Below are 13,378 nucleotides of genomic sequence, written 5' to 3'. Positions count from 1 at the left end.
AATTTTGCTAATAGTTAAACTGTACTTCTATAGGAATTACGCATAAATACTAAAGAAACCGGGTTTTTGGCAGTTTATATGGGTTTTAACGAAGTATTCTCGCAAAAACCCGGTTTCTGACCACCCGTGCGTAAGTCCTAATTTTGCGCTAATTCCGGCGGCCGCCCCATCAAGCCGGTCATCAAGCGCAAGGCTAAAAACCTCACTGGGGGAATTGTCCGCAAACACCACAATCCAAAGCGGCGAAATGTTACAATTGGCAGCCAAGTATTAGAAAATAATCTGTCTAGAAAATCGGTAAATCCTAACACGATTAAATTCTCTTTTTTCCGCCAGTTGTGATACCGTTTCAATACTCGCAAATCGCCGATATCTTCGCCTTTTTGGTGGGCTTGCTGCAAGATTTGGGCGATCGCCCCAGCGTCTCGAATACCCATATTTAATCCCTGGCCGCCGACGGGATGGCAGCAGTGGGCCGCGTCGCCAATTAGCGCTAATCTGGGCAAAACGTAGCGATCGCTCTGCATTAACTGCACGGGAAACAAAAAGCGATCGCTCTCCAATTCCAAATGCCCTAAAAGCCCGCGTAGTTTAAATGCAGAACAGCTTACCTCGCAAAATTGCAGAAACCCCGAATCTACCAATTCTAAGTTAGCCTTTAAAATCTGCCGTTCCTCACCGTTGGGACAAGTCAGCATTGTCTGAATCAATTGCAGATAACCTTGGGCGCGGGTTTCTTCCATTGTGGGGAGTTGTCAGTAACACCGATGTTTATTTTATCACGATTGATGGTTTGGCGGTTGACGCTCCCCCGTATCAATTTCTACCCAATCCCGAACAAGTAATCGAAATTACCGTCTCCCACAGAGTTTTTAAGCGTATTGATAATTTTCCTGGTATTATCGTGAGGCCCTTCAATATAATAAGGTTTTCCATTGCGACCGAATTTCAAGCCGATTTCGCTGGTTGATTCTCCTAAATGAGCCTTCGACTGCTCGAAATCGCGATGCGGTTCAAAGCCTAATGTTTTGGCATAGGCGATCGCGCCCCAAACCAGGGCTTGTGCTTGCTCTAAACTAATCTCCTCGTACTCTTGCATAAACTGCGAGTAAGAAAGCTGAACGAATTTTTTATATTGGCTATCGTTGCAGTTACGTGGCGGGATGGTATCCTTGACTCCCAAACACCAGTAGTCGATCAAATAAGAGGCTGCAACAAAACGATTGTATCCCTTGGAACGGGTAACCACCACTAAACCCAAACCGCTCGTTTCAGAGGTTTCATTCCCTAACAATACCTTCGCAAAATTTACATCCACGAGACATTGAGCAACGGGCAATAACTCTCCTTTTTCGGCGCTAGCGAGGGCTGTTTGTTCTGCATGAGATTGAAGAAAGGTACTGACTTCGGATGCTTTCAATCCTAACTTTCGGGCAATTTGTTTGGGCGTTAATTGGCGATCGCGCAGGTTGAGAATTTCTTGTTCTTGTTCGGGCTGCATAGTTTTTCTATTGCCGTCAGGGCTGGGTTTGAGCTGAGTCGATCATTGTACCGCGTTTTTGCGACCAACTTCGTAACATTGCAAAGATTGAGGAAAAAACCCGGTTTCTTTGATTGTGCCAGTGGCGAGAAACCTCGGTTAGTCCGATAGTCCGCCAGGGGTTGAAACCCCTGTCTCATAGCAAAAGTCCTCGCTATGAGGACTAAAGAGTTTTTCATTTTTATCTCGGATTTTCAGTCGGTTTCAACCGACTTTCGCTATTAGCCAGGGGTTTCAACCCCTGGCGGATGTGGCAACACCGCTAGAGTGCAAGCAACATAGGAAAAAACCCGGTTTATTCTAATTTTGCGCTAATTCCGGCGGCCGCCCCATCAAGCCGGTCATCAAGCGCAAGGCTAAAAACCTCACTGGGGGAATTGTCCGCAAACACCACAATCCGAAGCGGCGAAATGCTACAATTGGCAGCCAAGTATTGGAAAATAATCTGTCTAGAAAATCGGTAAATCCTAACACGATTAAATTCTCTTTTTTGCGCCAGTTGTGATACCGTTTCAATACTCGCAAGTCGCCGATATCTTCGCCTTTTTGGTGCGCTTGCTGCAAGATTTGGGCGATCGCCCCTGCGTCTCGAATACCCATATTCAATCCCTGGCCGCCGACGGGATGGCAGCAGTGGGCCGCGTCGCCAATTAGTGCTAATCTGGGCAAAACGTAGCGATCGCTCTGCATTAACTGCACGGGAAACAAAAAGCGATCGCTCTCCAATTCCAAACGCCCCAAAAGCCCGCCCGTGCGCTGTTCCAACAAAGTCAAAAACTCTGTTTCATCCATTTGTTGCAAAGCTTTTGCTTCCGCGTGGGGTGCTGTCCAAACTACTTGACAGCGGTTCCCAGGTAATGGTAAGACTCCCATCGGGCCGCTCGGCCAAAAGCGCTCAAAAGCGATATCATTGTGCGGTTTTTCTGCTTTAATAGTGATAGCAACGCAGGATTGCCAGTATTTCCAGCCGCGAGTGCTGATGTTGGCTTCGGTGCGGATGCGCGATCGCGAACCGTCGGCGGCGACTAATAATTTGGTGCGAATAGTCCGAGTTTCGCCGTTTTGTTTGACTTCTATTTCGACGCAATCGGTTAAATATTTTACCTCCACTACTTCCGCCGGACAAACCCAACTAAAATTCGGGTTTTTTGCCAAACATTCGTGCAAAGCTGACAGCATGACTCGGTGTTCGCCAACGTAACCTAAAGCTGCTTTTGGTACAGGCAATTTGCCAGTATTTCCCAAATCCGGGCGGTGGAATTCGACGACACCGGGATAGTCGCCGTCGCAGAGGCTAATTTGCTCGAAGGTGGTGATTTGCGGCAAGATTTGCTGCCACACGCCGATACCTTCTAAGATCATTCCTGATAGCAGGGTGATTGCATAGGCTTGTTTTTTGGCTGCGGCGGCGGCGGGGAGTTGGGTTTCAATTATAGCGATTTTTAATCCAGAATCTTTTAACGCGCTGGCTAAGGTGGCCCCGACTATGCCACCTCCGACGATGGCTATGTCAAAGTCGAGTGTCGGTGTTTGCGTCGAGGCTGTGGTTGGAGAAAGTTGGTTTACAGGCATTTTCAAGGGATTTTGTCAAGGTTAATTGGATTGTTACTTTTTTATTGTAAAGAATTATTTCGATTTAGGGCGATCGAGAAAGGGAGAGTACCGGCATTCGTGAAAATCCAGGTTTTCAGACTACGATATCCAAATGCAAGCCCTGGATGCACTCGCTACCTCAGAAACCCGGTTTCTTCCTATATTTCTCGTCACTCAACGCAAAACTCGTAGAAACCGGGTTTCTAGCCCCCCCGATGGATCAGCCCTGAAACTAATGACTAATGACTCATGACTAATGACTAATGACCGAAAGCATCCAGGATACCCGCCACGTGATTCATCCGTCCAGAAATAAAAAACCTGTATCCGAGAAACTTGCCCCTCGAATTTATCTCGCGCAAGTCAATGCTTAAATCTAAAATCTAAAATCTAAAATCTAAAATAGATTGACCATTTCCTTGGTGTTTTCGGTAGCCAGCGCTGATACTTCCTGGCGAATGGGAATCTCGATGACAAACTCTGCACCTTCCCCGGGCGTGGAAACACACTGCAATTTGCCTCGGTGTTTTTCAACTATAATCTGATAGCTGATTGACAGTCCCAAGCCTGTACCTTTGCCGACGGGTTTAGTAGTAAAAAATGGGTCGAACAACTTGCCAAGAACTTCTTGATTGATTCCCATGCCGTTGTCGGCAATCCGAATTGTTACTGTCTCGGAATTCGCACTGGTGCTAATCCGAATTCGGTTGGGCTGAGAATATATTTTTTTGGAAGAATGAGTGCTGTTGTACTCTTCGATTGCGTCGATCGCATTTACTAAAAGATTCATAAATACTTGATTGAGCTGACCTACATAGCACTCGACTTTTGGAAAATTGCCGTATTCTTTGATAATCTCAATAGCGGGACGAAGTACATTAGCTTTGAGCCTGTGCTGCAAAATTAGCAAAGTGCTTTCGATTCCTTCGTGAATATCTACTCGCTTCATCTGCGATTCGTCGAGTCTGGAAAAGTTGCGTAAGGATACAACTAAGTCGCGGATGCGATCGGCTCCAACTTTCATTGATTCCAAAATCTTCGTAAAGTCTTCCATTAAGTAATCAACTTCAATATCTTCGGCTGCTTCTACAATTTCTGGGACGGGATTTGGGTATTTTTCTTGGTAAAGGTGGAGCAAACCGAGCAAGTCTGTGGTGTATTGGCTGGCGTGGGTGATGTTGCCGTAGATGAAGTTAATCGGATTGTTAATTTCGTGGGCGACGCCGGCGACTAGCTGGCCGAGAGAAGAGATTTTTTCGGTTTGGATTAGTTGAGTTTGAGCTTGGTGCAACTCGTGGACAGCTTTTTCGAGCTCGGTTGCTTGCGATCGATACTGTCCCTCGGACTGCTTGAGTGCTTCCAAAACTTGGACTCGATCGCTAATGTCGGTGTGAGTTCCCACCCACTCGCGAATACTGCCGTCGGCTGCCAAAAGGGGGACGCCCCGCACCCAGAAGTGTCTGTAGCTGCCGTCGGCGGCCCGCAACCGGTGCTCGACTTCGTAGAGACTTTTTGTTTCTATGGCCCGCATCCAAGCTTGAATTGTGCGATCGCGGTCTTCTGGGTGCACTGCTTCTATCCAGTTGTCCTTCTCTTTCCAACTCATGCCCGTATAAGCTATCCAATCAGGCTGAGGCTTGTCGAAGATTCCGCTAGCGTTGGTCGTCCAAACCATCTGGGCGGTGGCTATTGCCAGCGATCGGTATCTTTCCTCGCTCAGACGCACAGATGCTTCGGCTTCTCGGCTGGCTGTCACGTCGCGCAAAATTGCTGTGAATATGATTTCGCCTGCAACTTCGAGTTGGGAAATAGAAGCTTCGGCGGGAAATTCCGTACCATCTCGGCGGCGGGCGAAAATTTCTTTGCGGTTGCCCATTTTTCGGGCTTGTTTCACGCCGCAGCCGAAATTGCTGACGAGGTGACTGTGAGGGGTGGCAAAAGCTTCGGGCAACAGCAGGCTCAGGGATTGCCCGATCGTCTCAGCAGCCGTCCACCCAAAAATCCGTTCTGCACCTTGGTTGAACAGGATAATTTTTTGCTCAGCATCCACGGAAATAATCGCGTCGTCGGCAATGTCTACAATGCCGGCGAAACGAGCTTGAGACAGTTGCAGCGCTTGTTCAACTTGTTTGCGATCGCTCATGTCGCGGGCGATCGTCGAAATGTATGCGAGTTGGCCACCCGGTGCGGAGTGGGAGATGATGACTTGGCTGACGGGAAGTTCGAGTCCCGATCCTGACACGAAGGCTGTTTCTCCACTCCAAAAGCCCTCGGAAACAGCGGTGGCGATCGCTTGTTTCAAAGTGCTGCGGGCTGAAGCTGCCGTGAATTCTGCAACTTGTCGGTTGGATATATCTTCGTTTTCGCCTATACCCACCATTTTTCTGCCTGCTTTGTTGATGTAAATGGCGCGTCCTTCGAGGTTGGAGATACCTACAAAATCCGGGGTTGCTTCCAGAATTGCTGCCAAACTTCTGTTGGCGATTTCGGCTTGTTTGCTCTCAGTAATATCCCGCGCGATGCTAACTATACCGCTGATCTTTCCTAACCCGTCCCGGTAAGCACTTTTTGTAGAAAGAAATATCCTCAAATTTCCTTTGACTGGCAGCTCTTCTTCGATAGCTTCCGTTGTTCCCGCTGCCATAATTGGGCGATCGGTTTTTATAATATTGCCCGCAATTTCCGGCGGAAATAACTCGCTGTCATCTCTGCCGATAATGTCGTCTACAGACTTGCCAATTATACTGGCTCCTGCAGCATTAAGCATTAGGTAACGGCCCTGAATATCTTTGACAAATAGGGCGGCGGGCGTACTGTTGATGACTGCCATCAACAGGTTATAGTTTTTTTGAAGCGCCTGCTTTGTTGTTTGAGAGTCAAAAATTTGCTCCTGCAATTGCTCATTGGCGAGTTGCAGTTGGAGAGTCCGTTTCTCAACTTGAGTTTCTAAGTCTAATTTAGCTTTCCTCAGTCCCAGTTCCGCTCGATAGCGCTTCCGGTCTGCGCTGCAGAGAGTTTTGGCATTCTGCCAAATCAGAACTGTAAAAATAATCACGTTCAATACGCTTAACAGCGATATCCCTACCTCCGGCGTATAGGCTTGTAACCGATCTCCCAATAGGATGAAATAACCCACTAAAGGCGGGATAATGATTGCCCGTGGCAACAAGCGCCTCGCCATGATGCCGCCCGCGCGATCGCTCGTCATTACTGCTATCAATCCTCGCTCTGGACTGGCAAATAAAATGCCGAAGCTCAGCAACATAAATGCTGCAGACGTGTGCAAAGCCATCCCTGTATTATTGCCAATTTTGTAAAATAAAGCTTTGTCGTAGAGGTAGCCTATCAATCCCGTAAATGCAATTAAAAATGCACAACAGCTTAAGATTTGAATCCGCAGGTATTTAGGCCGACGTTCTGACAGCCGCAGCAGCGCTGTTCCCAGCAATAAAAAAGCACCCGCAGTATTCGGTGCCATGCGTCCTGGTGTTCCGGTGATTGTCAAAGTGTAACTTTCTTTAAATAGCAGTTGGTCGATGCCTAAGTCTAAATTAAAGCTATATTGAGCTAGGGTTAAGAGGCTAATTAATATAATTAAAAATGAGGATACAAAAATTAATTTTTTGTGATTTTTGTGAGACTTTCTTGCTGTTAATTTGGCGCGCCGGCTCTGTTGGATGAATAGAGCAAACCCGCCCAAAATAAAGCATACTGCAGTATTGGCTTTCATGGTAACGAGTCCGGGCAGAAGGCTTTTTAAGAGTTGCACATCGAATATCCAACCCAAAATGACTGTACAGCCGATCGCCATTACTGCAATACTCGCTTTTTTGGAAAAAGACTCGACAGCAGCCATTCGGGTTGAGGGCCTTTGCAGTTGTTGTGATCGTTCAAAAACTTCCAATTTCTCGCTCCCTCAAATTATTTGGGTTTCTACGTATCTAAGGTAACAATAAACACTCTAGTGATATTGTTGCCCGCTATACAAAGCTGCTTAAGATTTTCTCAAAGCTGCTAACCATAAAATATGAATTATTTTATCTAACTTTAGAGAGATCGTCAAATGAAGGTTGAAGGCTCTTATCTAGAAGGCATCCGGCAGAATTCAATAATTGTTATTGTGGGTAAATTAAAACAAAAAATTCCTTGTTCCTTGTTCGTTGTCCCTTCGCTCTCGGAAATCAGGGCCCGATTCATCGGCAAAACGGAGCGTTTTTACTCAGTACATCGAGGGATAATGGTAGCGGATGAATCTATCGGCAACAAGAGCACTCGCATTGTAAATCGGCTGCTGTGGCTGTGGGAAATGCGATCGGCACAACAGATAAGACTCGGCGGTTGAAACCGCTACTACACAAACTTTCGTCCCAGCAGAGAGGGACTAAAGAGGGGATATTAAAGTCTGATTTGGTAACGGTCAACTGACAACTGTCAACTGACAACTGACAACTGACAACACTCAACTAACTCCCAACTTTTGAAGTGCTTCCAAAGCTTCGGTTGCTGACGGGTAACGCTGGGGGAAAGCGTACAACACCATCTGGTCTAAAACGCGAGCAAACTCCGGGGTGACAATTGCATTTTTCTGCCAGATGAGATTGCCTAAATTATCAACTCTGAGTTGTTTCGGGCGCATCCCTGTCAAGGCTTGAATCCCGATAATCCCGACAGCATAGATGTCGCTGCAAAATTTCGGTGAGCCGATGGCTTGTTCGGGAGGAATATAATCTTGCTGAGTACCGCCGCGCGATCGCGTTTGGCCAGTGCTATTGTGCGAGGTGTTGATTTCTTTAACTGCGCCAAAGTCAATTAATACAATCTTGCCATCTGATGTCCGCCTGATTAAGTTTTGAGGGTGAACGTCGCGGTGAATTACATCTTGTTTGTGAACGAATACCAGCACTTCCAAGATATCTTTCAACAAAGCAATAACCTGATGTTCTTCCCAGGGTTGACCTTCGATTAGTTCTTGATACAAGGGTTGCCCTTCGATGAATTGATAGACTAAATAAAAATATCCATCTTCTTCAAAGCGAGCTAACAATTCTGGTATCCGATCGTGTTGGCCCAATCGATATAAAACGCGCGTTTCTCGATCGAATAACTGACCGGTTCTCTCAGACTGGCTTTTCAGGCGCTTGACGAGGCACAAAGGTCGATCGGGCAAATTTTCATCTTCAGCCAGATAGGTATCGCTGTACTCCGTGTTCACCAAATGTTCTCTAATTCGGTAACGCATCCGCAGCAGCTTTTGCAACATCGGATCGACAGAATTAGCTGGTTGTGTGCCTTTTTGTACAGATCTCATGATGCAGTCCCAAAGATTTGCTCCGACTACTCTTTCTTCTTGTCCAATAATTTCTGCTTGCTTGAGTACCTTGGTGAGGTCTTTCCACAAGTTGTAGCCGACATACCGCCCTAGGTAGCCCACTGTGTACCCGCGGGCGATCGGATCGTTTTGCTGAATTTCTTGGTACGTTAAACCCCCTACAACGCCTCGAATTATCGACTGCTCTAATCGAGTTAGGTGTTCTCCTGTTTGTTGGTATACGAAATTCTCTAAGAAATTAATGGCTTCTTCTACTGTCATAGCTTCATGGCTTAAGTTACTGGTGCAGCAGCTACACACTGGGTTTTTATATTTATGTTATAGACCGTTTACTTTAAATTTACTAGGTTTTTAAAGAGCTGAAATATATCTTAATAAATCGGAATTTTATGAATCAAAATTGTGACTTTTATGAAATTAATTTACTTGACAAATTGTTATTGCTATATAAGGGTTATTTGAGCCGGATAAGCTGTTCTGCATTGATATTTTAATTTTCGGGCAGGTTCTCCTGCCCACCCCACAATAGTTTCAAGAAACAAGATTGTAAAAATTCGAGTCGCGTCAGCTTATTAACTGTTAATTTTTAATCTTATTCACATACCCCCACAAACTGTAATCGCGACTCAACCAACCCCGGAAAAAAGCCATTTGAGTCGGGTCTTCTTGTACCCGTTTGTAGCGGTAAATAATTCGTTCATTAATCATTTGCAGGGCGGTATTTCTGTTATTTGCCCCTTTCAGCGCTTCCTTGGTGCGGGCATCAAAAACTCCCGTTTGTGGCAATCCTAACGCTTGCTGGAGAAAGGTAATAGAGTTATTAATACCGAAATTAACGGCGGTGTCAAACATGACGATCGCCAAAGCCGGCTGCATCGTGCCCGATAGGCTCGAATCCCAGTAATATTTATAAATTTCTAGGAGCTCTGCTTCCGACATCTGCGTCACGTCGAGGGGCGGAAGCCCACGACTGTAGCGGTAGGCGTTGTATTCCGTTTGCAAGACGCCCCGATAAGTTCTGCCGCCCTTATCGGCAGGGTGATTGCTGAATCCGCCCTCAAAATATAGGGTGAAATAAAGAGCAGTTTGAAATAATTTCTGCCGAAAGCTGGCTGTCTGCTGCTGCTGTGCGAAAGTCTTTTGGGCAAAGGGTAAGGGGATTGCTAAGGTTAACAAGAGTATCCCCAGCAGGAGGTTTGGTTTCCACTTGATGTGATGTTGGCGCTGTGTCGCTTGCTTGTCGCTCATAAATTCTCTGTGACGATCGCCCGTAGTTCCGCTAAAACTGCTACTCTGCAAAATAATATAGATTCAACCTTTAACTTGATAGCACAGATAGGCCGCAAAATGAATTCCGATTTTCGCAACCAATCCGAAACACCCCAATTTGAAGATGCTGCATCCCTGACAGTCGCTGCAGAAATGTATTACTCTCAAGGCAATTTACCAGCAGCCGTCGCTGCTTGTCGCCGAGCTCTGGAATTGCAACCGGATTGGGCGGCGGCTTACGTGACAATGGGCAATGTGCAGCAAGCAAGTGGCCAAATTGAGGAAGCGATGCGGTTTTATTCCGAGGCGATCGCTCTGAATCCCGATTTTGCTGAGGCTTATGCTAATTTGGGCAGTATGCTCTACAAACAAGGGCGTTTGGTGGAGGCTATTGTCAATTACTCCAAGGCGATCGAACTTAAACCAAATTTGGCTGCTGCTTACTGGAATTTGGCAGGGGCACTGAAGCAGCAGGGGCAGCCGGATGCAGCGGTAGCATACGAACAAAAAGCTCTCGAACTTAATCCCCACCTTGCTCAGGTAGATTTTCACTTAAATTTAGGAGATAAATTAGCGCGGCAAGGGAAGTTAGATGAGGCGGTGGCTGCATGGCAACAGGCGATCGCATTCAAACCCGATTTAGCCGAAGCATACTGTCAAATTGGCCAAGTTTTGCGCCACCAGGGTCAATTTAAAGACGCCATACCCAACCTTCAAAAAGCTCTAGAAATTAAACCCGATTTTATTTCTGCCCACCAACATTTGTGCGACATCCTCAGAGATACTAGCGATTTAGCTGCCGCGCGGCAAGCCGTACACCAATACAGCCAAATGTGTGCCGAAACCGATCCAATTATGACCGCGATTTACTTCATCAGCACCTATCAAGTGTCGGGATTAAATCAAATTGCGGGCGATCGATTTTTAGAGCTAGAGTCATACTTGCAGCAAAACTTAGAAACCGCTAGCCCGGTGGAAATTAAATCGCTTTATGCAAACTTGTTATTCAGCACACCCTATTTGCGAGATGACTTGGCAGCCAACTCTAAACTTTACAGATTAATTGCCCAAAAGTATATCGACCAATGTATTAAACCTAATTTTTCTCAACCTGCAAATTACAGTTTCAAACCAAGTTCCGCATCCAGCAAGTTAAAAATCGGCTTTTTGTCCAATCACTTTAGCCGCCATTCTGTCGGTTGGTGCAGCGCCGACATCATTCGCGAATTGTCCGACATCACACCCCATGTGTATTTGTACGCTTCCGAAAGAATCGTTCCTGACGATCGCACTCAGCAATTTGAAAGTTTTGCCAAACTAACTTTTCCCACAACCTACCCGAACGGAATTGCAAACTCTGCCGAAATTATCGACAAAATTCAGCAAGATGAATTGGACGTTTTAGTTGATTTAGATTCTCTCAGCGTACCAGTTAACGCTGACATTCTCTACCAAAAAACCGCACCAGTTTGTGTTTCTTGGCTGGGATTTGACGCCCCTTACATATCGCCGGAAAATTACTTTATTACAGACAGGCACTCGCACCCAGCAGATCGGGAAAAATATTATGACGAACAGCTAATTAGGATGCCTGATTCCTTTGTAGCGGTGTCCGGTTTTCAGAGATATGGAGTCGATCCAGTTGCATTGAGAAGGTCGCATCGGATCGGATTGGATCAGATAGTTTACCTGTGCGTCGCTTCCGGCAGAAAATTCAATAGCGAGTTGGTAAAAGCACAAATTGCGATTCTCAAAGAAGTGCCGAACAGTATCTTAATTCACAAAGCTTTAGGCGATGCTGCCGTGTTTGAGGCTGCATATCACCAAGCTTGTGAAGCTGAGAAAGTGAGCAAGCACCGAATTAAGTTTTTGCCGAGGTTTGCTACTGAGGAAGAACACAGAATTATCTATTTGCTGGCCGATGTGTTGTTAGATTCTTATCCTTACAACGGAGGAACTCAAACTTTAGAGGCTTTGTGGTCTAATTTGCCGGTGGTGACTCGCACAGGAGAGCAATTTTTGTCGAGAATGGGTTATTCGTTTTTGCAGACTTTGGGAATTGAAACAGGCGTGGCTTTGTCTTGGTCGGAATATGTGGAAGTGGGTGTAAAATTGGGCCAAGAGCGTGAATTGAGAAATGCCATTAAAGCACAGTTGGTGAAATCTAAAGCTCCAGCCAATTTGTCGCCGCTGTGGAATCCGAAAAAGTTTGCTGTTGATATGTATGCGGTGTTGGAAAAATTGTGTAAAATAGGATAAATGCTGACAGATGACTAATGACTGATGACTGCTGACTGATGACTGCTGACTAATGACTGCTGACTAATGACTACTGATTAATGACTGCTGACTAATGACTAATGACTAATGACTGCTGACTAATGACTTCAACACTGCCAACTATTAAGTTTTTGAAACAGCCGACTTCGGAAGCTTGGGTGGAACAGGCGATCGCCCATTTGGATACAATCTTATTAGACCATTCTCACTGCGAGCGGAAAGCGGCGGGAGTAGCGTTAAATTTAATGTTTCGCTACCCAGCCAGGGAAAAATTGGTGAGGATGCTAACGGCGATCGCCCGCGAAGAATTAGAGCATTTCGAGCAAGTCAACCAGCGGTTAGAAAAGCGCGGCATTGCTTTAGGCCCTTTGGCCGCACCTCCCTACGGTGCCGGTTTGTCCGCCCAAATTCGCAAACAGGAACCGGAGAGACTTTTGGATTCTTTGTTGGTTTCTGGTTTGATAGAAGCGCGCAGTCACGAACGGTTGGGGCTGCTGGGCGATCGCTGTCCCGACGCGGAATTAGCTAAGTTTTACCGCAGTTTGATGGCTTCGGAGGCGCGCCATTACGGGGTATATTGGATTTTGGCAACAACTTATTTCGATCGCACTCTTGTGATTGACAGGTTGGAGGAATTATCATTAGTAGAGAGCGATTTGCTCGCCAGTCTTCATCCCGAACCGAGAATTCACAGTTAAAATCTAGGTGCATTTAAAGACTGTAAAATAAAAAAAATTAGTAAGTTTACAGTTGCTAAAGTCAAAAAATAAATATACGTTGCAACCACCAATGAAAACCCAACATCTGGATTTTTTAATTCGTTCCTGGGAAACGCGCGATCGCGCTGAGGCGTTCTATTTAATTAGGGATGTTTTAGCAGAATACGGTTTAAAATGCGAACCTCACGGGGCCGATCGAGATGTCTATGATGTAGAACTTCATTATCAGAATAAAGGCGGCGAATTTTGGGTAGTTGAACGGCAGGATAAAATAGTCGGTACGGCGGCTTACTATCCGATTGAGCGCGGAAATAATGCTGTGGAAATTCGCAAAATGTATATTTTGCCAGCAGCAAGAGGACAAGGTTTGGGTAAATTTTTACTGCAAGAATTGGAAAGTAAAATTATCGCTCGCGGCTTTGAGGAAATTTGGATAGAAACTGCCAGCATTCTTAAACAAGCTGTGAAAATGTACGAAAATAGCGGATATCTACCGACAACTGGTGTGGAGACGCCAAGGTGCGATCGGGTTTACGTAAAATTTATAGGTACAAAAAAACTATAATTAGGAGCGCGAATTAAATAACTTACAATTTTAATTGTTATTGTGGGATGGGCGTCCCGCCCGTCCAAAAAGGACGGGCGGGA

At 45.9% G+C, this 13,378-nt stretch carries 9 protein-coding genes and 1 pseudogene; 4 read left to right on the top strand and 6 right to left on the bottom strand.

The features are described 5' to 3' along the window. Positions 1-137 precede the first annotated feature (137 nt). The 4 genes and pseudogenes from QUB24_RS27895 to QUB24_RS27880 all read right to left on the bottom strand — a co-directional run. Positions 138-704, bottom strand: a pseudogene (locus QUB24_RS27895) (FAD-dependent monooxygenase); the annotation flags it as partial. A gap of 119 nt (positions 705-823) precedes the next feature. Further along, positions 824-1,501, bottom strand: coding sequence for a DNA-binding response regulator (locus QUB24_RS27890; protein WP_333156843.1), 678 nt, complete (start codon positions 1,499-1,501; stop codon positions 824-826). A gap of 339 nt (positions 1,502-1,840) precedes the next feature. Next, positions 1,841-3,112, bottom strand: coding sequence for an FAD-dependent hydroxylase (locus tag QUB24_RS27885; RefSeq protein ID WP_333156842.1), 1,272 nt, complete (start codon positions 3,110-3,112; stop codon positions 1,841-1,843). A gap of 418 nt (positions 3,113-3,530) precedes the next feature. Continuing rightward, on the bottom strand, positions 3,531-7,037 hold the full coding sequence (locus QUB24_RS27880) for a PAS domain S-box protein (protein ID WP_333156841.1): 3,507 nt from the start codon (positions 7,035-7,037) through the stop codon (positions 3,531-3,533). A 159-nt stretch (positions 7,038-7,196) separates the two neighbouring features. Between QUB24_RS27880 and QUB24_RS27875 the strand changes: the two genes are divergently transcribed. Further along, complete coding sequence (locus QUB24_RS27875; protein WP_333156840.1) at positions 7,197-7,475, top strand: hypothetical protein; 279 nt, start codon at positions 7,197-7,199, stop codon at positions 7,473-7,475. Positions 7,476-7,592: 117 nt separating this feature from the next. Here the strand turns inward: QUB24_RS27875 and QUB24_RS27870 are convergent, their stop codons facing one another. Beyond that, positions 7,593-8,723, bottom strand: a complete 1,131-nt coding sequence (locus QUB24_RS27870) for a serine/threonine-protein kinase (RefSeq protein WP_333156838.1) — start codon at positions 8,721-8,723, stop codon at positions 7,593-7,595. Between the two features lie 318 nt (positions 8,724-9,041). Beyond that, positions 9,042-9,710 carry a glycosyl hydrolase 108 family protein gene (locus QUB24_RS27865; protein ID WP_333156866.1) on the bottom strand — a complete coding sequence of 223 codons (669 nt, stop codon included), beginning with the start codon at positions 9,708-9,710 and terminating at the stop codon, positions 9,042-9,044. Positions 9,711-9,809: 99 nt separating this feature from the next. Between QUB24_RS27865 and QUB24_RS27860 the strand changes: the two genes are divergently transcribed. From QUB24_RS27860 to QUB24_RS27850, 3 genes are all read left to right on the top strand, one after another. After that, positions 9,810-11,990 (top strand): tetratricopeptide repeat protein, encoded by a 2,181-nt coding sequence (locus tag QUB24_RS27860; RefSeq protein ID WP_333156837.1) that lies wholly within the window; start codon positions 9,810-9,812, stop codon positions 11,988-11,990. 122 nt (positions 11,991-12,112) lie between these two features. After that, positions 12,113-12,709, top strand: a complete 597-nt coding sequence (locus QUB24_RS27855) for a tRNA isopentenyl-2-thiomethyl-A-37 hydroxylase MiaE (protein ID WP_333156836.1) — start codon at positions 12,113-12,115, stop codon at positions 12,707-12,709. 91 nt (positions 12,710-12,800) lie between these two features. Beyond that, the gene (locus QUB24_RS27850) at positions 12,801-13,295 is read left to right on the top strand and encodes a GNAT family N-acetyltransferase (protein WP_333156835.1); all 495 of its coding nucleotides are present in this window, start codon (positions 12,801-12,803) and stop codon (positions 13,293-13,295) included. Positions 13,296-13,378: the final 83 nt, after the last annotated feature.

Source organism: Microcoleus sp. B9-D4 (genome assembly GCF_036705105.1).
GTDB lineage: Bacteria > Cyanobacteriota > Cyanobacteriia > Cyanobacteriales > Microcoleaceae > Microcoleus.
Note: the sequence above shows the minus strand (reverse complement) of the source record. Positions and strands in the feature narration are given on the sequence as shown.